Origin of the sequence: Rubrivivax albus (genome assembly GCF_004016515.1) — a bacterium.
Taxonomy (GTDB): Bacteria; Pseudomonadota; Gammaproteobacteria; order Burkholderiales; family Burkholderiaceae_C; genus Rubrivivax; species Rubrivivax albus.
This window is the reverse complement of sequence record NZ_SACT01000001.1, coordinates 855,861-876,988: the sequence shown is the minus strand read 5'-3', so window position 1 is coordinate 876,988 and position 21,128 is coordinate 855,861. Positions and strand designations below refer to the sequence as shown.

Below are 21,128 nucleotides of genomic sequence, written 5' to 3'. Positions count from 1 at the left end.
CTTTCAGGCTTCGGCAGCGAGGCGGCGGTCGGTGTCGCGCACCGCCTCGCAGAACCGGCGCATCAGCGCGGCATCCTTGATGCCCTTGCCGATCTCCACGCCGGAACTCACGTCAACGGCCCAGGGCCGGACGCGAACGATGCCATCGGTCACACTGGCAGGACTCAACCCACCAGACAAAACGACCGGACAGGGCACGCCGGCGGGAATGAGCGACCAATCGAAGACCTTTCCGCCTCCCCCGTAGCCCTCGACGTGGGCGTCGAGCAGCAGGGCCGAGGCGCCGGAGTAACGCTGGGCGAAGTCTAGCAAATCGACCCCCGGCGCCATGCGCACGGCGCGCAGCCAGGGCCGGCCCGGCGCCACGCACGCGGCCGGGGGTTCGTCGCCATGGAACTGCAGCAGCGCAGCCGGCACGGCGTCGACCCCGGCGGCGATCTCGTCAGGTGTGGCGTTGACGAACAGCAGCACTGGCTGCACGAAGGGTGGCAGGCGGCGGGCCAGTGCACCTGCACGTTCCGCCGTGATGGCACGCGGGCTCTTCGGGTACAGCACGAAACCGATCGCGTCGGCGCCGGCGGCCACGGCCGCGTCGACATCGGCCTCGCGGGTGAGGCCGCAGATCTTGATGCGCGTGCGGTGCGGGAGTGAGGGTGGGGTCAAGGCAGCCAGTCCATGGCCGCCGTGTGCTGGGGCAGCCCGAGGGCCGCATCGTAGACCGGGCCGACGAAGTACAGCCCGTCGGCGGGGAAGGTGGGCGCGGCCACCTCGCGGCGGCGTGCGGCCAGCACCTCCGCCATCCAGGCGGGTGGCCGTCGCCCGCTGCCCACGAACACCAGGCAACCCAGGATGTTGCGCACCATGTGGTGCAGGAAGGCACTGGCCTCGAACTCGAACACCCACAGGCTGCCCTGACGCCGCACGTCGAGCCGGCGCAGCGTCTTCACCGGGGTGGCGGCCTGGCAGGCGGCCGCGCGGAACGAGGTGAAGTCGTGCTCGCCGATCAGGTGGACCGCGGCGGCCCGCATCGCGTCGACGTCCAGCGGTCGGAAGGTCCAGCCCACCAGCCCGGCCTCGAGCGACGGCCGCGTGGGCGCCTCGCGCAGAAGGTAACGATAGCGCCGGCCACGCGCGTGGTTTCGCGCGTGGAAGTCTGCGGCGACGGGGTGGCACCACTCGACGGCGATGTCCGGCGGCAGGAAGCGGTTGGTGCCGCGCACCCAGGAGAACGGGTCGCGCGCCACCGGCGCGTCCAGGTGAACGACCTGGTTCAGGCCGTGCACGCCGGTGTCGGTGCGGCCAGCGCAGACGGTGGACACGGGCACGGTGGCGAAGGCGCCCAGCGCCCGTTCCAGGTGGTCCTGCACCGTGCAGCCGTCCGGCTGGCTCTGCCAGCCGTGGTAGGCCGTGCCGCGGTAGCTGATGCCGAGCGCCAGGCGCCCGGCATCCTCGGCCTCAGCTGAGGCGGTCAAGCATGCCCTGCGCCTTGGCCTTCAGCGCGCCGTCGGCCTTGGCGATGACTTCCTCGAGCAGGTCGCGCGCACCTTCCATGTCACCGATCTGGCGGAACTCCTCCGCCAGCTCCAGCTTGCGTGCCAGCGGATCGTCGGCCAGCGCACCGTACTCGGACACGGGCGGGATGTCGTCCGGCGAGCCGGACGGCTCGAAGTCGGGGAACTTCTCCTCGGCCTGGCCGGCCGTGCGGTCCTGGCGCTCGGTGGGCGTGTCGAGCTCGAAGTCCAGCGCACCGAAATCGGTGGTGCCGGTGGAGGCCGGTGCCGGCGCTGGCGGCTCGGCCGCCGGCAGCTCCGGCACCGGCAGCTCGAAGTCGAGCGCGTTGCCGTCGTCGGCCGCAGGCACGTCCAGGCGTGCCGTGGCCTCGTCGGGCAAGTCCACATCGGTGCGCAGCGGCGCGGTCATCTCGGCCGGCGACAACAGATCGTCCTGGCCCGGCTCGGTGGGCGCGTCGAGGTCGACATCCAGATCCAAGTCGAGGTCGGTGGACAGGTTGGCCACATCCGGCGGCAGCGACGACGCCGGCTTCTGCGAATGCGGCATCGTCGTGGCCGCCAGCGGCTCGACGATCTCGCCGCCGCTCATCATCAGCGCGTCGGGCTGGCCACCGGGCTGGTACAGCGGGTTCTCGGGGTCGATCGAGCGGCCGAGTTCCTGCGCCTTCTCCCAGTCCTCGCCCTCGCCCTTGGTCATCGTGAAGACCTGGGTGGCGAGCAGTTCGAAGCCCTTGGCGTCACGCCGCTTGGCGTAGACCTCCAGCAGCTTCAGGCGGATGGCCTGGCGCTCCGGCGTGGCCCGCATGGCCTCCTTGAGGATCTCCTCGGCCTGCAGGTCGCGGCCATAGGCCAGGTAGACGTCCGCTTCCGCCACCGGGTCGACGTCGCCGATCGCGTCGAGCTGGCTCAGCGAATAGCTCATCGACGACGAACTGGTGCTCGACGGGGCCTCGCGGGTGTCGATGCGCTGGCCACCGCTGGCACCGAAGAAGGAGTCGGGCTGCAGGCGGCTCTCGAGGAACGAGGTCTCGCCACCCGGCTTGCGGCCACGGCCGCGCATCTTGTAGAGGCCGAAGCCCAGCAGCAGCACCACCAGCACGCCGGCACCGGGCAGCAGCAGCGGGTTGGCCAGCAGTTCGTCCAGGAAGCTCGGCGCCGGTTCCGGCATCGGTGCCGGGCGAGGGGCGGCCACGGCCGGGCGCGACGCGGCAGGTGCCGGCGCCGCCACGGGCGGTGGCGGCTCGGCCGGTGCTGCCGCAGGCGCCGGCGTGGCAGCCGGGGCCGGGGCCGGCGCAGGTGCCGGGGCAGCCGCTGGCGTCGCCGCCTCGCTCTGCAGACGCTTGAGTTCCTCGACGTTGCGTGCGAGTTCAGCCACGCGCGCCGCAGCGTCGCGTTGGGACGTCTCCCGCGACACGGTGGCTTCCGGCGCGGACGCCTGCACCGAGCCCTGCGAGAGCTTCAGCTGGTCGGGCGCTGGCGCCGTCGGGCGGCGATCGTCGACCTGCGTCTGCACGGTGCCGGTGGCCTGGCGCGACGGCGCCTCGGCGGCCGGCGCGGGCGCCACGTTGCCCGCCAGTCGCTGGCGGTAGGCATCGAAGTCGGTGCTCTGGGCGACGATGATGCGGCGCGCTTCGGCCGACTCGATGGCCGACACGTCCGCGGCCGAAGGCACGTTGAGCACCGCACCGGCCTTCAGCCGATTCATGTTCTCGCCCATGAACGCCTGCGGGTTGGCGCGGTACAGCGACACCAGCATCTGGTCGAGCGAAACGGATTCCGGCCGCACGCGCTCGGCGATGCCGCTGAGGGTGTCGCCGCTGCGCACGCGCACGCTGTCAGGGGTGGCGGCGCGGGCGGGCGCCGGCGCAGGCACCGGCGCGGCGGCCACCGCCGGCGCGCGGGTGGGAGCAGGTGCGGGCGCCGGGGGCGGCATCGGCACCGGCGAGGTGGTGGCCCGAGGCGCTGGGGCAGCGGCGGGCGGAGACGACACCACCGGCGGCGTGGCGGCCGGGGCCGGCGCGCGCGCGACCACCGGCGGGTCGAGCAGCAGCGTGTAGGCGCGCACGAGGCGGCCGGAGGCCCAGTTGGCCTCCAGGATCACATCGAGGAAGGGTTCGGTGACGGCGCGGTTGCTGCTCAGGCGCAGCACGCTGCGACCGTCGGGGCGTTGTTCGAGCGCCACCTGGGCCGAGGCGAGCACGGCGTTGTAGTCGATGCCCGCAGTGCGGTAGACGTCGGGGCTGGCCACGCGAAGCTGCAGCGTGGAAGCCTCCTCCGGCGTGATGCTGGTGACGGCGATCTCCGCGCGCAGGGATTCACCGAGCGCGGACTGGACGCTCAGGCGCCCCAGGCCCAGGGACCAGGCGGGGCCGGCCAGCAGGCAGGCGGCGGCCACGGCCACGCCGGTCCATGCATGACGACCCGTGATGTTGCTGCGGTGTTTCAAGGCGTCTCCCAGTGCACAGCGGCCAGGCGCCAGGCCCGGGCCGCGAAGTCGTCCCTCGACGTCTTCACCCACTGAACGCGACGCGTGGGCGTGGGTGAAATCACAATAACATCAAGCATATAGGCTTACAAGCTCACCCAAGGCTTGATGATCGGGGCGGAAATGCTTTGTTTCCGCGCTTCGGGCACCGTTGTTGCCGCAGGGCAACGCCCGGACGGGGTTGCCCAACGGCCTCAGCTTTCGACCAGGATGCGCAGCATGCGCCGCAGTGGCTCGGCGGCGCCCCAGAGCAGTTGATCGCCGATGGTGAAGGCGCCCACGTATTCCGGCCCCATGGCCAGCTTGCGGATGCGACCCACCGGGATGTCCATGGTGCCCGTCACGGCCACGGGCGTCAGCTGCGCCAGCGTGGCCTCGCGGGTGTTCGGCACGACCTTGGCCCAGGGGTTGTCGGCCGCGATCATGGCCTCGAGGTCGGCCACCGGCACGTCCCGCTTCAGCTTGAAGGTCAGCGCCTGGCTGTGGCAGCGCATGGCGCCCACGCGCACGCAGAAGCCGTCCACCGGGATGGCCGTGCCGCCGCCGAGCGTGGTGCCGAGGATCTTGTTGGTCTCGGCCATGCCCTTCCACTCTTCCTTGGACATGCCGTTGCCCAGGTCCTTGTCGATCCAGGGGATCAGCGAGCCGCCCAGCGGCACGCCGAAGTTGGCGGTCTCGTCGGCCGACAGGCCGCGCTGCCTGGCGATGACCTGGCGGTCGATCTCCAGAATGGCGCTCTTCGGGTCGTCGAGCAACGCGCGCACCTCGGCGTTCAGCGTGCCGTACTGCGTCAGCAGCTCGCGCATGTGCTGGGCGCCGCCGCCGCTGGCGGCCTGGTAGGTCATCGTGCTCATCCACTCGACGAGCCCGGCCTTGTAGAGCGCGCCCACGCCCATCAGCATGCAGCTGACGGTGCAGTTGCCGCCGATCCAGTTGCGGCCGCCGCGCCTGAGCGCGTCCTGGATCACCGGCAGGTTCACCGGGTCGAGGATGATGACCGCGTCGTCGGCCATGCGCAGCGTGCTGGCGGCGTCGATCCAGTGGCCGTTCCAGCCCGCGGCACGCAGCTTCGGGAAGACCGCGCTGGTGTAGTCGCCGCCCTGGCAGGTGACGATGATGTCGCAGCGCTTGAGCGCCTCGATGTCGTGCGCGTCCTGCAGCGTGGTCTCGTTCTTCGCCATCGCCGGCGCCTTGCCGCCGGCGTTGCTGGTGCTGAAGAACAGCGGTTCGATGAGGTCGAAGTCGCCCTCGGCCTGCATGCGGTCCATCAGCACGGAGCCGACCATGCCGCGCCAGCCGACCAATCCTGTGAGTGCCATCTCAGTCTTGCCTTTCCGATGAATCCGGACCCCTGCTGTTCCCCGGCTCGTTCGCCGGGGTCCAGGAGGGATGGGCGAGACGATCCGAGACGCTAGGTCTTGGTAATGGTTTTGCCGGTGATGGCGGCCACGACCGCATCACCCATCTCGCGCGTGCCGACCTTGCGCGTGCCCTCGCTCCAGATGTCGCCCGTGCGCAGGCCGGCCGACAGCACGGCCTGCACCGCCCGCTCGATGCGGTCGGCGGCTTCGGGTTGCTGGAGGGAGTAGCGGAGCATCATGGCAGCGCTCAGGATTGTAGCCAGCGGGTTGGCCACGCCCTGCCCCGCGATGTCCGGCGCGCTGCCGTGGCTGGGTTCGTACAGGCCCTTGTTGTGCGCGTCCAACGACGCCGACGGCAGCATGCCGATGGAGCCCGTCAGCATCGCGGCTTCGTCGGACAGGATGTCGCCGAACATGTTGCCGGTGACGACCACGTCGAAGGCCTTGGGTGCCTTGACCAGCTGCATCGCCGCGTTGTCCACGTACATGTGGTCCAGCTTCACATCCGGGTACTGGGCGTGCACCTCGGTGACCACGTCCTTCCAGAACTGGAAGGTTTCCAGCACGTTGGCCTTGTCCACCGACGTGACCTTGCCGTTGCGCCTGCGCGCCGCCTGGAAGGCCACGTGGGCGATGCGCTCGATCTCCGGCCTGCTGTAGCGCATCGTGTCGAAGGCCTCTTCGGCACCGGGGAAGTGCCCGTCGACGGCCGTGCGACGGCCGCGCGGTTGGCCGAAGTAGATGTCGCCGGTCAGCTCGCGGATGATCAGGATGTCCAGGCCCGCCACCAGTTCCGGCTTCAGGCTGGAGGCGTGCGTCAGTTGTTCGTAGCAGATGGCCGGGCGGAAGTTGGCGAACAGGCCCAGGTGTTTGCGCAGGCCCAGGATGGCCTGCTCCGGGCGGAACTGGCGCTCGAGCCTGTCGTACTTCCAGTCGCCCACGGCGCCGAACAGCACGGCGTCGGCTGCCTTGGCCAGGGCCAGCGTGGCGTCCGGCAGCGGGTGGCCGTGCGCGTCGTAGGCCGCGCCGCCCACCAGCGCGGTCTCCATCTCGAACGACAGGTCCAGCGCGTTCAGGACCTTGACCGCCTCGGCGACGATCTCGGTGCCGATGCCGTCACCGGGCAGAACAGCGATCTTCATGCGATTTCCTTGTGCGCCAGCCAGGGCATGCGCGCCAGCCGCTCGGCCTCGAAGGCGCGGATCTTCTCGGCGTGGCGCATCGTCAGGCCGATGTCGTCGAAGCCGTTGACCAGGCAGTACTTGCGGAAGGGCTGCACCTCGAACGGCAGTTCCTGCCGGTCGGGCTTGACGATGACCTGGCGCGGCAGGTCCACCGTCAGTGCGTAGCCGGGGAAGGCGGCGACGGCATCGAAGAGCGCCGCCACCTGCGATTCCGGCAGCACGATGGGCAGCAGGCCGTTCTTGAAGCAGTTGTTGAAGAAGATGTCGGCGAAGCTCGGCGCGACCAGGACCCGGAAGCCGTACTGCTGCAGCGCCCAGGGCGCGTGCTCGCGGCTGGAGCCGCAGCCGAAGTTGCGGCGAGCCAGCAGCACCGACGCGCCCTGGAAGCGCGGCTGGTTGAGCACGAAGTCCGGGTTGGTTTTGCGTGCGGCCGGGTCCTGGCCGGGTTCGCCCTTGTCCAGGTAGCGCCACTCGTCGAACAGGTTCGGCCCGAAGCCGGTGCGCGCGATCGACTTCAGGAACTGCTTCGGGATGATGGCGTCGGTGTCGACGTTCTCCCGGTCCATCGGGGCCACGAGCCCCTGGTGCACGACGAAGGGTTCCATCACTTGCTCTTCTTCGCGGCTTCTTCGATTTTGTCGCCGGCCTTGCCGATGTCCTTGCCCATGCCTTCGATGGTGTTGCAGCCGGCCAGGACGAACAGCGCAGCCAGGGTGGCGAGAACGGTCTTGATCATGATGGCGACTCCTTTCAGGCGATGCGACGCACGTCGACGAAGTGCCCCGCCAGCGCGGCCGCCGCGGCCATCGCCGGGCTGACGAGGTGGGTGCGGCCGCCAGCGCCCTGGCGGCCTTCGAAATTGCGGTTGCTGGTGCTGGCGCAGCGTTCGCCAGGCTCCAGCCGGTCGGCATTCATGGCCAGGCACATGCTGCAGCCCGGCTCGCGCCACTGGAAGCCCGCAGCTTTGAACACCTCGTGCAGGCCCTCGCGCTCGGCCTGCGCCTTCACGCGGCCCGAACCCGGCACCACCATGGCCAGCTTCACGTTGCCGGCCACCTTGCCGCCGACCTTGCGCACGACGGCCGCGGCCTCGCGCAGATCCTCGATGCGGCTGTTGGTGCAGGAACCGATGAAGACCTTGTCGATGCGGATGTCGGCGATGGCCTTGTTCGGGTCCAGGCCCATGTAGGTCAGCGCGCGCTCGATGGCACCGCGCTTGACGGCATCCTTCTCCTTGTCGGGGTCGGGCACGCGGTCGTCGATGGACAGCACCATCTCGGGGCTGGTGCCCCAGGTGACCTGCGGGAGGATCTGTGCGGCGTCCAGTTCGACCACGGCATCGAACACCGCGTCGGGGTCGGAGTGCAGCGTGCGCCAGTGGGCCACGGCCTGGTCCCATTCGGCGCCCTGCGGCGCGAACTCGCGGCCCTTCACGTAGGCCAGCGTGGTGTCGTCCACCGCCACCAGGCCGGCACGCGCGCCGGCCTCGATGGCCATGTTGCACACCGTCATGCGCCCTTCCATGCTCAGCGCGCGGATGGCACTGCCGCCGAACTCGATGGTGTAGCCGGTGCCGCCGGCGGTGCCGATGCGGCCGATGATGGCCAGCACGATGTCCTTGGCCGAGCAGCCGGGGGCGAGCTTGCCGTCCACCCGGACCAGCATGTTCTTCGCCTTCTTGGCCAGCAGCGTCTGCGTGGCCAGCACGTGCTCTACCTCGCTGGTGCCGATGCCGTGCGCCAGCGCACCGAAGGCGCCATGGGTGCTGGTGTGGCTGTCCCCGCAGACCACGGTCATGCCCGGCAGCGTGGCGCCGCTCTCCGGACCGATGACGTGCACGATGCCCTGGCGCTTGTCCAGGAACGGGAAATACGCCGCCGCGCCGAAGGCCTGGATGTTGGCGTCGAGCGTGACGATCTGCTGCTTGCTGATCGGGTCGGCGATGCCGTCGTAGCCGCGCTCCCAGCCGGTGGTGGGCGTGTTGTGGTCGGCAGTGGCGACGATGGAACTCGTGCGCCAGACCTTGCGCCCGGCCAGCCGCAGGCCCTCGAAGGCCTGCGGGCTGGTCACCTCGTGCACGAGGTGGCGGTCGATGTAGAGCACGGCCGTGCCGTCCTCCTCGGTGTGGACGACATGGTCGTCCCAGAGCTTGTCGTACAGGGTGCGTCCGGGCATAGGTCGGGGCCTCTCGAGCCCATGATTGTCGCGCAGACCGGCCTGGACTTCAGCTTTCGGCCGCCGCGCGCCGCTCCAGCTCGGCCTTGAGGTCCGGCGGCAGGCGCAGCGCCGTGGCCAGAGCGTCCAGGTAGGCACGCTCCATCGTGCTGGTGCTGTCGCAGACGATCACGCTGGCCAGGTAGATCTCGGCCGCCTTCTCGGGTGTCTCGGCCCTTGCGGCCACCTCGGCCGGGTCCACCGGGCGGCGCAGTTCGGCATCCACCCGCGCCCGCAGTGCCGGGTCGGCCTCCAGCCGGTGCAGCTCGGCCTCGACGAGGCCGCGCTCGCGCTCGTCCATGTGGCCGTCGGCCCGTGCCGCGGCGATCATCGCCTGCAGCATGGTCCAGCTGTGGTCTTCCTGGGCTGGGGCTGGGAGCTGCGCAAAAGCCGCCGGTGCGCCGGACGCCGCAGTGGTGGCCGGCGCCGCGGCCGCCGCGCCGCCCTGCTTGGCCTGCCAGTCGCGGTACACGTTCCACGCCATCACGCCCAGCGCCGCCGCGCTGCCGTACTTCAGCGCCTTGCCGCCCAGGCCGCGCCCGCGCTTGCTGCCCAGCAGCAGCGCCAGCGCACCGCCGGCGACGGCGCCGGTGGCGTACTTGCCGAGGTCGGTCTTGCCCGGGCCGGCGTTGGCCGAGCGGAGGATCTGGTCCAGCAGGGACTGCATGCTCATCGAAAGGGCTCCTGGGGAGGGTGGTGCCCGGCACTGTAGCGGCCGGGCCACCGCTTCGATCAGGAACCGACGCGCCAGTTCAATCCGGTGAACAGGCTGGTCGCCTGGCCTTGAACTGATCGCCGATCGGCCGGCGAGGCGACCGCACGCGCCGATGCAGCACCACGACGCGCGGGCTTCAACCCAGCGCGGCGACCACCTCCGGCGGCGCCTGCACCAGCTCGATCAGCACGCCCTCTCCGCCGATCGGAAAGTCATCGCTGGCCTTCGGGTGGATGAAGCAGATGTCGTGGCCCGCCGCGCCCGGGCGGATGCCTCCAGGGGCGAAGCGCACGCCATGCGCCGTCATCCATTCGACGGCCTTCGGCAGGTCGTCCACCCACAGGCCCACGTGGTTCAGCGGCGTGGCATGGACCGCGGGCTTCTTCTCGGGGTCCAGCGGCTGCATCAGGTCCACCTCCACCGCGTGCGGGCCGTGGCCCAGCGCGCAGATGTCCTCGTCGACGTTCTCGCGTTCGCTGACGAAAGTGGACTTCACCTGCAGGCCCAGCACGTCCACCCACAGCGACTTCAGCCGCTGCTTGTCGGGCCCGCCGATGGCGATCTGCTGGATGCCGAGGATGCGGAAGGGCTTGGGGTTCGGCGTGCTCATTCGAAGGCCACGATGGGTTGGTCCACGGTCAGGCTTGCGCCGGGCTGGGCCAGCACTTCCTTGACCACGCCGTCCTGCTGTGCCGTGAGGATGTTCTCCATCTTCATCGCCTCGATGACGGCCAGCTTCTCGCCCGCCTGCACCGCCTGCCCGGGCTGCACGGCCAGCTGCACCAGCAGGCCCGGCATCGGCGAGAGCAGGAACTTGCTCAGGTCCGGCGGCGCCTTGAACGGCATCACCCGCAGCAGTTCGGCGGCGCGGGCGCTCATCACCATGGCCTCGATGCGGCGGCCGTTGTGCTGCACCACGGTCCACAGGCCGTGGCGTTCCACCTGGGCCGTGAACGGGTGGCCATTGCAGCGACCGGTGGCGCGGATGCCGTTGAAGCGCCAGTCGCTCTCGATCTGGTAGGTCCTGCCGCCGAGCTCGACATGCACCGCGCGCCCGTCGGGCCGCAGCATCACCTCGTGGAAGGCATGCGCGCCGCCCTGGCCCTTGACCACGGCCGTGAACGCCTCGCCGATCTTCACCCCGTGCCCAGCCAGCTGGCCCTGGATGCCGGCGGCGCGCTCGCGGTAGCGGCGATAGGCCGCACCGGCCAGCGCGACCAGGAAGTCCGGGTCGTCGTGCGGCACGTCCTCGGCGCGGAAGCCGTGCGCGTAGTGCTCGGCGATGAAGCCGGTGTTGAAGTCGCCCGAGACGAACTTCGGGTGCGCCAGCAGCGCGGCCTGGAACGGGATGTTGCTGGAGACGCCGCGGATCACGAAGCCGTTGAGCGCCTCCCGCATCTTCGCGATGGCATCGTGGCGGTCGGTGCCGTGCACGATGAGCTTGGCGATCATCGAGTCGTAGAACATCGGGATCTCGCCGCCTTCGTAGACGCCAGTGTCCACGCGCACGCCGCCACCGGCCGGCTGCTTTTCTGCCGCGTGCATGGTGGTGGGCGGCGGCGCATAGCGCACCAAGCGTCCGGTGGACGGCAGGAAGTTGCGGAACGGGTCTTCCGCATTGATGCGGCACTCGATGGCCCAGCCCTCGCGGCGGATCTGCGCCTGCGTGAAAGGCAGCTTCTCGCCGGCGGCCACGCGGATCATCTGCTCCACCAGGTCGATGCCGGTGATGCACTCCGTCACCGGGTGCTCCACCTGCAGCCGGGTGTTCATCTCCAGGAAGTAGAAGCTCTGGTCCTTGCCGACCACGAACTCAACGGTGCCGGCGCTCTGGTACTTCACGGCCTTGGCCAGGGCCACCGCCTGTTCGCCCATCGCCCGGCGCGTGGCGTCGCTGATGAAGGGCGACGGTGCCTCCTCGATCACCTTCTGGTGCCGGCGCTGGATGCTGCACTCGCGCTCGTGCAGGTAGACCACGTTGCCGTGTGCATCGCCCAGCACCTGGATCTCGATGTGGCGCGGGCTCTCGACGAACTTCTCGATGAACACGCGGTCGTCGCCGAAGCTGTTGCGCGCCTCGTTTCGGCAGGCGTCGAAGCCCTCGTGCGCCTGCCTGTCGTCGTAGGCCACGCGCAGGCCCTTGCCGCCGCCGCCGGCGCTGGCCTTGATCATCACCGGGTAGCCGATGCCCTGCGCGATCTTCACGGCGTCATCGGCGCTGGCGATCGGTTCGTTCCAGCCCGGGATGGTGTTGACCTTGGCCTCGTCGGCCAGCTTCTTGGAGGCGATCTTGTCGCCCATGGCCGCGATGCTGTAGTGCTTCGGGCCGATGAAGACGATGCCCTCCTCCTCCAGCCGCTTGGCGAAGCCCTCGTTCTCCGACAGGAAGCCGTAGCCCGGGTGCACGCCTTCCGCGCCCGTGGCCTTGCAGGCGGCGATGATCTTGTCGGCCACCAGGTAGCTCTCGCGGCTGGGCGCGGCGCCGATGAAGACCGCTTCGTCGGCCAGCTCCACGTGGCGCGCGTCACGGTCGGCCTCGGAGTACACCGCCACGGTGGCGATGCCCATCTTCTTCGCGGTGGTGATCACGCGGCAGGCGATTTCGCCGCGGTTCGCAATCAGGATCTTCTTGAACATGGCGTCGCCCCTCACAGCGGGATGTTCCCGTGCTTGCGCCACGGGTTCTCGAGCTTCTTGTCCTTCAGCATCGCCAGGCTGCGGCAGATGCGCTTGCGCGTCTCGTGCGGCTGGATCACGTCGTCGATGTAGCCGCGCGCGCCGGCCACGAAGGGGTTGGCGAAGCGGGCCTTGTATTCCGCCTCGCGCGCCGCCAGCTTGGCCGGGTCGTCCTTGTCCTGGCGGAAGATGATCTCCACCGCGCCCTTGGCACCCATCACCGCGATTTCGGCGTTGGGCCAGGCGAAGTTGACGTCGCCGCGCAGGTGCTTGGACGCCATCACGTCGTAGGCGCCGCCGTAGGCCTTGCGGGTGATCACCGTGACCTTGGGCACCGTGCACTCGGCGTAGGCGTACAGCAGCTTGGCGCCGTGCTTGATGATGCCGCCGTACTCCTGGCTGGTGCCGGGCATGAAACCGGGCACGTCCACGAACGTGACCACCGGGATGTTGAAGGCGTCGCAGAAGCGCACGAAGCGCGCCGCCTTGATGCTGCTCTTGATGTCCAGGCAGCCGGCCAGCACCATGGGGTTGTTGGCCACGATGCCCACCGGCGCGCCTTCCATGCGGCCGAAGCCGATGACGATGTTCTGCGCGTAGTCGGGCTGCAGCTCGAAGAAGTCACCGTCGTCGACCGTCTTCGTGATCAGCTCCTTGATGTCGTAGGGCTTGTTCGGGTTGTCGGGCACCAGCGTGTCCAGGCTCATGTCCAGGCGCTCGGCCGGGTCGGCGCTGGGGCGCAGCGGCGCCTTCTCGCGGTTGTTCAGCGGCAGGTAGTTGAAGAAGCGCCGCAGCATCAGGATGGCCTCGACGTCGTTCTCGAAGGCCAGGTCGGCCACGCCGCTACGGCCAGTGTGCGTGGCCGCGCCGCCCAGTTCCTCGGCCGTCACGCTCTCGTGCGTCACCGTCTTCACCACCTCGGGGCCGGTGACGAACATGTAGCTGCTGTCCTTCACCATGAAGATGAAGTCGGTCATCGCCGGCGAGTACACGGCGCCACCGGCGCACGGGCCCATGATCAGGCTGATCTGCGGCACCACGCCGGAGGCCATCACGTTGCGCTGGAAGACCTCGGCATAGCCGCCCAGGGACGCCACGCCTTCCTGGATGCGCGCGCCGCCGGAATCGTTCAGGCCGATGACCGGCGCGCCGACCTTCATCGCCTGGTCCATCACCTTGCAGATCTTCTCGGCATGCGCCTCGGACAGCGCGCCGCCGAAGACGGTGAAGTCCTGGCTGAAGACGAACACCAGCCGGCCGTTGATCATGCCGTAGCCGGTGACGACGCCGTCGCCCGGGATCTTCTGCTCGGCCATGCCGAAGTCCGCACAGCGGTGCTCGACGAACATGTCCCACTCTTCGAAGGTGCCTTCGTCCAGCAGCAGTTCCAGGCGTTCGCGCGCGGTGAGCTTGCCCTTGGCGTGCTGGGCGTCGATGCGCTTCTGCCCGCCGCCCAGGCGCGCGGCGGCACGCTTGCGTTCGAGTTGTTCAATGATGTCGTGCATCAGTTGGGCTCCTTGGAATCCATCAGGTCGAGCAGGCGGCGCGCGGCCACGGACGCGGCCAGCGTGCCGTCGCGCACTTCGAGGGTCAGGCCCGGCAGCGCCTGGCGCACCGCCGGGTGTTGGCGGAATCGTTCGCGCAGGCCGGCCTCGATGCGTTCCCACATCCACGCGCGGTCCTGCTCGTGGCGGCGTGCGGCCAGCCGGCCGCTGGCCTGCTGGGCGTCGCGGAAGCGGGTCACGGCGGCCCAGAAGTCGGCCACACCGGTGCCGTCGCGTGCGCTCAGCTGCATCACCTGCGCCGCCACGTGCGCGTGCGTGCCCAGCAGGCGCAGAGCGCTGGTGATCTGGGCGCGGGCACGGGTGGCGGCGTCCTCGTCAAGGTCGGCCTTGTTGATGACCACCAGGTCGGCGAGCTCCATCACGCCCTTCTTGATCGCCTGCAGGTCGTCGCCGGCATTGGGCAGTTGCATCAGCACGAAACAATCGGTCATGCCGGCCACGGCGGTCTCGCTCTGGCCCACGCCCACGGTCTCGACGATCACCACGTCGTATCCCGCCGCCTCGCAGACCAGCATGGCCTCGCGCGTCTTCTCGGCCACGCCGCCCAGCGTGCCGCTGCTGGGGCTGGGGCGGATGTAGGCCTGCGGGTCCACCGAGAGGCGCTCCATGCGCGTCTTGTCGCCCAGGATGCTGCCGCCGCTGACGCTGGAGCTCGGGTCCACGGCCAGCACCGCCACGCGGTGGCCCAGGCCGGTGAGGTGCAGGCCCAGCGCCTCGATGAAGGTGCTCTTGCCCACGCCGGGCACGCCGCTGATGCCCACGCGCACGGCGCGGCCGGCGTGCGGCAGCAGCGCATTGAGCAGGTCGTCGGCACGCGCGCGGTGGTCCGCCCGCGTGCTTTCCAGCAGCGTGATGGTCTTGGCCACGGCACGCCGATGCGCCGGGCCGGGCGGGCCCAGCACGGCAGCGCGCAGCGCCTCGTCGGCGGGTTCGGCCAGCGTCACCGGGAGACCTTCAGGCCAGGGCCTTCTTGATCTGCTCGAGCACGTCCTTCGCACTCGCCGGGATCGGCGTGCCCGGGCCGTAGATGCCCTTCACGCCGGCAGCGTAGAGGAAGTCGTAGTCCTGCTGCGGGATCACGCCGCCGACGAAGACCACGATGTCGTCGGCACCCTGCTTCTTCAGTTCGGCAATGATGGCCGGCACCAGGGTCTTGTGGCCGGCCGCCAGCGTGCTGACGCCCACCGCGTGCACGTCGTTCTCGATGGCCTGGCGGGCGCATTCCTCCGGCGTCTGGAACAGCGGCCCCATGTCGACGTCGAAGCCCAGGTCGGCAAAGGCCGTGGCCACCACCTTGGCGCCGCGGTCGTGGCCGTCCTGGCCCAGCTTGGCGATCATCACGCGCGGGCGGCGGCCCTGCTGCTCGCCGAAGGCGGCGATCTCCGACTTGAGCTGTTCCCAGCCCTCGGCACTGTCGTAGGCGGCTGCGTACACACCGGTCACCTTCTGGATGTCGGCGCGGTGGCGCCCGTAGACGGCCTCGAGCGCGTCGCTCACCTCGCCCACGGTGGCGCGGGCGCGGATGGCCTCGATGCTCAGGGCCAGCAGGTTCCCCTGGCCGGACTTCGCGGCCTCGGTCAGCGCCGCCAGCGCGGCCTGCACCTTGGCGGTATCCCGCGTGGCCTTGATCTTCTCCAGGCGTGCGATCTGGGCCTCGCGCACCTTGACGTTGTCCACCTCCAGGATCTCCACCGCATCCTGCTGCTGGAGCTTGTACTTGTTGACGCCGACGATCACGTCGGCGCCGCTGTCGATGCGCGCCTGCTTCTCCGCCGCACTGGCCTCGATCTTCAGCTTGGCCCAGCCGCTCTCCACGGCACGCGTCATGCCGCCCATGGCCTCCACCTCGTCGAGGATGGCCTGCGCCTTGTCGGCCATCTCCTGGGTGAGCTTCTCCATCATGTAGCTGCCGGCCCAGGGGTCGACGACGCTGGTGATGTGCGTCTCCTCCTGGATGATCAGCTGCGTGTTGCGCGCGATGCGGCTGCTGAAGGCGCTGGGCAGCGCGATGGCCTCGTCGAAGCTGTTGGTGTGCAGGCTCTGCGTGCCGCCGAAGACCGCGGCCATGGCCTCGATCGTGGTGCGCACGATGTTGTTGTACGGGTCCTGTTCGGTCAGGCTCCAGCCGCTGGTCTGGCAGTGCGTGCGCAGCATCAGGCTCTTGGCCTTCTTGGCGCCGAAGCCCTTCATGATGCGCGTCCACAGCAGGCGCGCGGCGCGCATCTTGGCGATCTCGAGATAGAAGTTCATCCCGATCGCCCAGAAGAAGCTCAGGCGGCCGGCAAAGTCGTCCACGTCCAGCCCGCGCGCGGTGGCCGTCTTCACGTACTCCTTGCCATCGGCCAGGGTGAAAGCCAGCTCCAGCGCCTGGTTCGCGCCCGCCTCTTGCATGTGGTAGCCGGAGATGCTGATGGAATTAAAGCGCGGCATGTGCTGCGCCGTGTACGCGATGATGTCGCCGATGATGCGCATCGACGGTTCCGGCGGGTAGATGTAGGTGTTGCGGACCATGAACTCCTTGAGGATGTCGTTCTGGATGGTCCCGCTCAGCTGGTCCTGCTGCACCCCCTGCTCTTCGGCCGCCACCACGTAGCCGGCCAGCACCGGCAGCACGGCGCCGTTCATCGTCATGCTCACGCTGACCTTGTCCAACGGAATGCCGTCGAACAGGATCTTCATGTCCTCCACGCTGTCGATGGCGACGCCGGCCTTGCCGACGTCACCGGTCACGCGCGGGTGGTCGCTGTCGTAGCCGCGGTGCGTGGCCAGGTCGAAGGCCACGCTCACGCCCTGCCCGCCCGCGGCCAGCGCCTGGCGGTAGAAGGCGTTGCTTTCCTCGGCGGTGGAGAAGCCGGCGTACTGGCGGATCGTCCACGGCCGGCCGGCGTACATCGTGGCCTGCGGGCCGCGGATGAAGGGCTCGAAGCCGGGCAGCGTGTTGGTCAGCGGCAGGCCCTGCAGATCCTCGGCCGTGTACAGCGGCTTGACCACCAGGCCTTCGGGCGTGGTCCAGTTCAGCGCCGCCGGGTCGCCGCCGGGTGCGGACTTGGCGGCGGCCTCGGTCCATTGCTGGAGGGTGGCGGTCTTGAAGTCGGAGGAAGCGCTCATGGGGGACTCGACAGGTGTTGCGCGTGGACAGCGTCTGCGGCGGGTTGCCGGCGGCGCTCGATTATGCATAATTATGAATTAGAAAACCACGTGAACCTGACAACGAGCCCTGCCTTGGCTGCCGTCGACACTGCCCCCGCCGCTGAATCGCTGTCACGCCGCGCCCTGTACCTGGACGTGGCAGACCGCCTGCGCGAGCAGATCTTCAGCCGCCGGCTCGAACCCGGCAGCTGGATCGACGAGATGAAGCTCGCGGCCGAGTACGGCATCAGCCGCACGCCGCTGCGCGAGGCCCTGAAGGTGCTGGCGGTCGAGGGCCTGGTCACGATGAAGGTGCGCCGGGGTGCCTTCGTCGCCGAGATGTCGCGCGACGACGTGGCCCAGGTCTACCACCTGCTGGGCCTGCTGGAAAGCGACGCCGCAGCGGCCGTGGCCGCCCATGCCAGCGACACACAACGGGCCGAACTGCGCGCACTGCACGACCGGCTGGAACGCCAGGTGCGCCAGCGCGACGCCTTCTTCGCCACCAACGAGGCCTTTCACCTGGCCCTGCTGCAGATGGCGGGCAACCGCTGGGCGCAGCAGGTGGTGCTCGACCTGCGCAAGGTGATGAAGCTCAACCGCCACCACTCGCTGTTCAAGCAGGGCCGGCTGGCCGAGTCCCTGGCCGAGCACCGCGCCCTGATGCAGGCCATCGAGGACCGCGATCCCGATCGTGCGGCCGCGCTGATGCAGGCCCACTTCCGCGGCGGGCTCGAAGCCGCGGCCTGACACGGCGCGCCGGCGCCTGACACGGCGCGCCGCTGCGGTCCTCGGCTATCGTGACGCGCATGAACCGCCCGGATGGCATCGAATCCAGCCCACGCTGGATGGTCCGCCTGCTGGCTGCCGGACCGCTGGTCGTGGCCCTGTGCCTGCTCGCCCTGGTTGCGATGCTCTGGGGCGCGTGGCGCTGGCTGGACCCGACGCCGGACCGCCACATCGTCATCGCCACCGGCCCGGCGCAGGGCGCCTACGCCGAACTGGCCGAACGCTACCTGCCCTACCTTCGCACCGAGCGCCTGCAGGTGGAACTGCGCGCCACCCAGGGCTCGGCCGAGAACCTGGCGCTGCTGCGCGACCCCGCCTCCGGCGTGCAGGCGGCCTTCGTGCAGAGCGGCGGCGATAACCCGGCCGCGGCCTCGGGCGCTGACCTGGTCTCGCTCGGCCGGGTGGCCTATGAACCGATCTGGATCTTCTACCGGCGCGAGCGCACTGGGCCGAAAGGCCGCCCGGCACCGCCTCCACAGCGGCTGACCGACCTGGCCGGCTGGCGCATCAACACCGGGCCGGCGGGCGGTGGTGGCGGGCCGTTGTTCGTGCAGCTGGCCGCGGCCAATGGCCTGACCACCGATGCCATGACGCTGGACAGCAGCCCCAGCGTGCAGGGCGTGGTGGCCCTGGTGCAGGGCAGCATCGACGCGCTGGTGATGGTGGCCGCCCCGGATGCGCCGCTGGTGCAGTACCTGCTGCAGACGCCTGAGGTGGCGCTGCTGCCCTTCCCGCAGGCCGAGGCCTACGCGCGGCGCCTGCCCTTCCTGCGCGCCGTGACCCTGCCCCGCGGCCTGGTCGACCTGGCCGGCGACCGGCCGCCCCAGGACGTGCCGCTGGTGGCCGCCAGCGCGTCGCTGGTGGCACGGGCCGACCTGCACCCGGCCCTGGTGCAGCTGCTGGTGCAGGCCGCACGCCAGGTGCATGGGGAGCCGGGCTGGTTCCAGTCCGCCGGCGAGCTGCCCAGCCCGGCCACCGACGGCCTGCCGCTGTCGCCCGAGGCCGAGCGCTTCTACCGCGACGGCAAGCCCTGGCTGCAGCGCTACCTGCCGTTCTGGCTGGCCAACTTCATCGACCGCATGTGGTTCGTGCTGCTGCCGCTGCTGGCGGCGATGGTGCCGCTGTCGCGCGTGCTGCCGCCGCTGGTCAGCCTGCGCCTGCGCTCGCGCGTGTTCCGGTGGTACGCCCATCTGCGCGCGATCGAGACCGCGCTCGACGCACCGGATGCCGACCTGCCAGCGCTACGCGACAGGCTGGAGCGCACCGACCGCCAGGTCGAACACATCGGCCTGCCGCTGGCCTTCACGCACGAGCTCTACCAGCTGCGCGCGCACATCAACCTGGTGCGCAAGCGGCTGCAGGGGCGCGAATCAGCGCGCAAACCAGCGCACTTGTCCGCCCGCGAAGGCGGCGGCTAGCCGGTCAGGCCGGCGCGGCCGCGCGCCGCACCTGCACCACCCGGGCCCGCAACTGCCCGCAGCCCGCGTCCACGTCCTGCCCGGCCGACTGCCGCATGCGCGTGAGCACACCGCGCTGGTTCAGCCCGCGAAAGATGGCCGTCACCCGGTCGACATCGGGGCGGCGGAAGTCCAGCCCGTCCACCGCGTTGTAGGGGATCATGTTCAGGATCGCCGGCTGCCCCTGCAGCGCCGGCACCAGGGCCTCGAGCTCGTCGTCGCCGTCGTTGACGCCGGCCAGCAGCGTCCACTGCACCTGCAGCGGGTAGCCGGTGGCGCGGGCGTAGGCCAGCGCCTCGGCCAGCAGGTCCGCCGGTTCCCAGCGCGGCGCCCGGGGCAGCAGCGCGGCTCGCCGCTCGGCGTTCATCGAATGCAGGGACAGCGCCAGCGCCGGTTTCACCACGCCTTGCGGCAGGCGCTCGAAGGCGCGCGCGTCACCCACGGTGGAGAACACCAGCTGCTTGTGCGCCAGGTTGCCCTGCGTGCCCAGCAGGTCGATGGCCTCGAGCACGTTGTCCAGGTTGTGCGCCGGCTCGCCCATGCCCATGAAGACCACCTTGCGCACCGGCTGCAAGCTGCGCGCCAGCGCCACCTGGGCCACGATCTCGGCGCTGCCCAGCTGGCGCAGCAGACCGCTTCGGCCGGTCATGCAGAAACCGCAGCCCACCGCGCAACCCAGCTGGGTGGACACGCACACGCCCTGGCGCGGCAGCAGCACCGTCTCCACGGTCTGGCCATCGGCCAGGTCCACCAGCAGCCGGGCCGAGCCGTCGGCCCCGGGGTGGCGTTCGCGCAGCCGGGCAAGCGCCGCCAGCTCGGACCCCAGCGCCGGCAGAGCCGCGCGCAGGGTCTTCGGCAGGAAATCGGCGATGGCACGGCGGCCGGCATCCTGCGGACGAGCCTGCACCCAGTGGCGCAGCACGCGCGCGGCGTGGCCCGGCCCGGCACCCAGGGCGCGCAGGCGATTTTCGATGTCATGAATCCGCACGGGCCGGAGTATCGTCGCCCGATGAGCTCCCTGCACCCCATCCGCCCCCTGGGCGCCAGTGGCCTGAAGGTGCCCGCCCTGTGGCTGGGCACGATGATGTTCGGCGACCGCACCGACGCTGCCGAGGCCGGCCGCATGCTGGACCTGGCCCGGGAACACGGCCTGTTCGCCATCGACACCGCCGACAGCTATGGCGTCGGCGCCAGCGAGCGCATGGTGGGCCAGCTCATCCGGCGTGACCGCGAGTCCTGGGTGCTGGCCACCAAGTTCGCCAACCCGGGCAGCGAGCGTGCCAACGACCGCGGCCTGTCGCGCCGCTGGATGACGCTGGCGGTGGACCGCAGCCTGCAGCGCCTGGACACGGACTGGATCGACCTCTACTGGATGCACCGCGACGACGAGACCACGCCGGCGGAAGAGACCCTGTCGGCCATGGCACGGCTGATCGAGGCCGGCAAGGTGCGCTACTACGGGGTGTCGAACTTCCGCGCCTGGCGGCTGGCGCGCCTGGTGGAGACCGCCCGTCGCATGGGCGTGCCACCGCCGATCGCCTGCCAGCCGCCCTACAGCGCGATGACGCGCGGCATCGAGGACGAACTGCTGCCGGCCTGCGCCCACTACGGCGTCGGCGCCGTGGTCTACAGCCCGCTGGCGCGCGGCGTGCTCACGGGCAAGTACCTGCCCGGCAGCGCACCGCCCGAGGACAGCCGGGCCGCGCGCCAGGACCGGCGGCTGATGCAGACGGAATGGCGCCAGGAATCGGTGGCGCTGGCCCAGCGCTTCGTGGCCCACGCCCGGGCGCGGGGCCTGACACCGGTGCAACTGGCCCTGGCCTGGGCGCTGAACAACCGCCTGGTCAGCGGCGTGATCGCCGGTCCACGCACGCTCGCGCAATGGCAGGACTACGTCTCGGCACTGTCGGTGCGCGCCGACGCCGAGGACGAGGCCTTCGTGGACAGCCTGGTGCGCCCCGGCCATGCGTCCACACACGGCTACACCGACCCGCTGTACCCCGTCACCGGCCGCCAGCCAAGGGGCTGACGGCGGTGCACGC

At 70.2% G+C, this 21,128-nt stretch carries 18 protein-coding genes; 3 read left to right on the top strand and 15 right to left on the bottom strand.

Features of this window, described 5'->3' with window-relative positions; all coding sequences use genetic code 11:
• Nucleotides 1-3: 3 nt before the first annotated feature.
• From ENE75_RS04095 to scpA, 14 genes are all read right to left on the bottom strand, one after another.
• Nucleotides 4-663 (bottom strand): phosphoribosylanthranilate isomerase, encoded by a 660-nt coding sequence (locus ENE75_RS04095; RefSeq protein WP_128195859.1) that lies wholly within the window; start codon nucleotides 661-663, stop codon nucleotides 4-6.
• Complete coding sequence (truA, locus tag ENE75_RS04090; RefSeq protein WP_128195857.1) at nucleotides 660-1,472, bottom strand: tRNA pseudouridine(38-40) synthase TruA; 813 nt, start codon at nucleotides 1,470-1,472, stop codon at nucleotides 660-662. Before truA ends, ENE75_RS04095 begins: the two co-directional genes overlap by 4 nt.
• Nucleotides 1,456-3,957: a motility hub landmark protein FimV gene (locus tag ENE75_RS04085; protein ID WP_233258907.1), complete on the bottom strand. Its 2,502-nt coding sequence runs from the start codon at nucleotides 3,955-3,957 to the stop codon at nucleotides 1,456-1,458. The genes truA and ENE75_RS04085 overlap by 17 nt, the downstream gene beginning before the upstream one ends.
• Nucleotides 3,958-4,190: 233 nt before the next feature.
• Entirely contained in the window at nucleotides 4,191-5,315 is a 1,125-nt protein-coding gene (gene asd / locus ENE75_RS04080) for an aspartate-semialdehyde dehydrogenase (RefSeq protein WP_128195855.1), read from the bottom strand.
• A gap of 92 nt (nucleotides 5,316-5,407) precedes the next feature.
• Nucleotides 5,408-6,499 (bottom strand): 3-isopropylmalate dehydrogenase, encoded by a 1,092-nt coding sequence (gene leuB, locus ENE75_RS04075; protein ID WP_128195853.1) that lies wholly within the window; start codon nucleotides 6,497-6,499, stop codon nucleotides 5,408-5,410.
• On the bottom strand, nucleotides 6,496-7,146 hold the full coding sequence (gene leuD / locus ENE75_RS04070) for a 3-isopropylmalate dehydratase small subunit (RefSeq protein WP_128195850.1): 651 nt from the start codon (nucleotides 7,144-7,146) through the stop codon (nucleotides 6,496-6,498). The genes leuB and leuD overlap by 4 nt, the downstream gene beginning before the upstream one ends.
• Nucleotides 7,146-7,277, bottom strand: coding sequence for an entericidin A/B family lipoprotein (locus ENE75_RS04065; RefSeq protein ID WP_128195848.1), 132 nt, complete (start codon nucleotides 7,275-7,277; stop codon nucleotides 7,146-7,148). The genes leuD and ENE75_RS04065 overlap by 1 nt, the downstream gene beginning before the upstream one ends.
• A 14-nt stretch (nucleotides 7,278-7,291) precedes the next feature.
• Nucleotides 7,292-8,716: a 3-isopropylmalate dehydratase large subunit gene (leuC, locus tag ENE75_RS04060; protein ID WP_128195846.1), complete on the bottom strand. Its 1,425-nt coding sequence runs from the start codon at nucleotides 8,714-8,716 to the stop codon at nucleotides 7,292-7,294.
• 49 nt (nucleotides 8,717-8,765) lie between these two features.
• Nucleotides 8,766-9,428, bottom strand: coding sequence for a tellurite resistance TerB family protein (locus tag ENE75_RS04055; protein ID WP_128195844.1), 663 nt, complete (start codon nucleotides 9,426-9,428; stop codon nucleotides 8,766-8,768).
• A gap of 178 nt (nucleotides 9,429-9,606) precedes the next feature.
• Complete coding sequence (locus ENE75_RS04050; RefSeq protein ID WP_128195842.1) at nucleotides 9,607-10,080, bottom strand: VOC family protein; 474 nt, start codon at nucleotides 10,078-10,080, stop codon at nucleotides 9,607-9,609.
• Nucleotides 10,077-12,107, bottom strand: a complete 2,031-nt coding sequence (locus tag ENE75_RS04045) for an acetyl-CoA carboxylase biotin carboxylase subunit (RefSeq protein ID WP_128195840.1) — start codon at nucleotides 12,105-12,107, stop codon at nucleotides 10,077-10,079. Before ENE75_RS04045 ends, ENE75_RS04050 begins: the two co-directional genes overlap by 4 nt.
• Nucleotides 12,108-12,118: 11 nt before the next feature.
• Nucleotides 12,119-13,651: an acyl-CoA carboxylase subunit beta gene (locus ENE75_RS04040; RefSeq protein WP_128195838.1), complete on the bottom strand. Its 1,533-nt coding sequence runs from the start codon at nucleotides 13,649-13,651 to the stop codon at nucleotides 12,119-12,121.
• Nucleotides 13,651-14,655, bottom strand: coding sequence for a methylmalonyl Co-A mutase-associated GTPase MeaB (gene meaB, locus ENE75_RS04035; protein WP_375138462.1), 1,005 nt, complete (start codon nucleotides 14,653-14,655; stop codon nucleotides 13,651-13,653). Before meaB ends, ENE75_RS04040 begins: the two co-directional genes overlap by 1 nt.
• A gap of 10 nt (nucleotides 14,656-14,665) precedes the next feature.
• Complete coding sequence (scpA, locus tag ENE75_RS04030) at nucleotides 14,666-16,819, bottom strand: methylmalonyl-CoA mutase (protein ID WP_128195836.1); 2,154 nt, start codon at nucleotides 16,817-16,819, stop codon at nucleotides 14,666-14,668.
• A gap of 63 nt (nucleotides 16,820-16,882) precedes the next feature.
• On the opposite strand from scpA, the gene ENE75_RS04025 reads away from it, so the two are divergent.
• Complete coding sequence (locus ENE75_RS04025; RefSeq protein WP_128195834.1) at nucleotides 16,883-17,590, top strand: GntR family transcriptional regulator; 708 nt, start codon at nucleotides 16,883-16,885, stop codon at nucleotides 17,588-17,590.
• Between the two features lie 59 nt (nucleotides 17,591-17,649).
• The gene (locus ENE75_RS04020) at nucleotides 17,650-19,047 is read left to right on the top strand and encodes a TAXI family TRAP transporter solute-binding subunit (protein ID WP_128195832.1); all 1,398 of its coding nucleotides are present in this window, start codon (nucleotides 17,650-17,652) and stop codon (nucleotides 19,045-19,047) included.
• 4 nt (nucleotides 19,048-19,051) lie between these two features.
• On the opposite strand, the gene ENE75_RS04015 is transcribed toward ENE75_RS04020, so the two are convergent.
• Nucleotides 19,052-20,074 carry an RNA methyltransferase gene (locus ENE75_RS04015; RefSeq protein ID WP_128195830.1) on the bottom strand — a complete coding sequence of 341 codons (1,023 nt, stop codon included), beginning with the start codon at nucleotides 20,072-20,074 and terminating at the stop codon, nucleotides 19,052-19,054.
• Between the two features lie 21 nt (nucleotides 20,075-20,095).
• Between ENE75_RS04015 and ENE75_RS04010 the strand changes: the two genes are divergently transcribed.
• Nucleotides 20,096-21,115, top strand: coding sequence for an aldo/keto reductase (locus ENE75_RS04010; RefSeq protein WP_128195828.1), 1,020 nt, complete (start codon nucleotides 20,096-20,098; stop codon nucleotides 21,113-21,115).
• The last annotated feature ends 13 nt before the right edge of the window (nucleotides 21,116-21,128 follow it).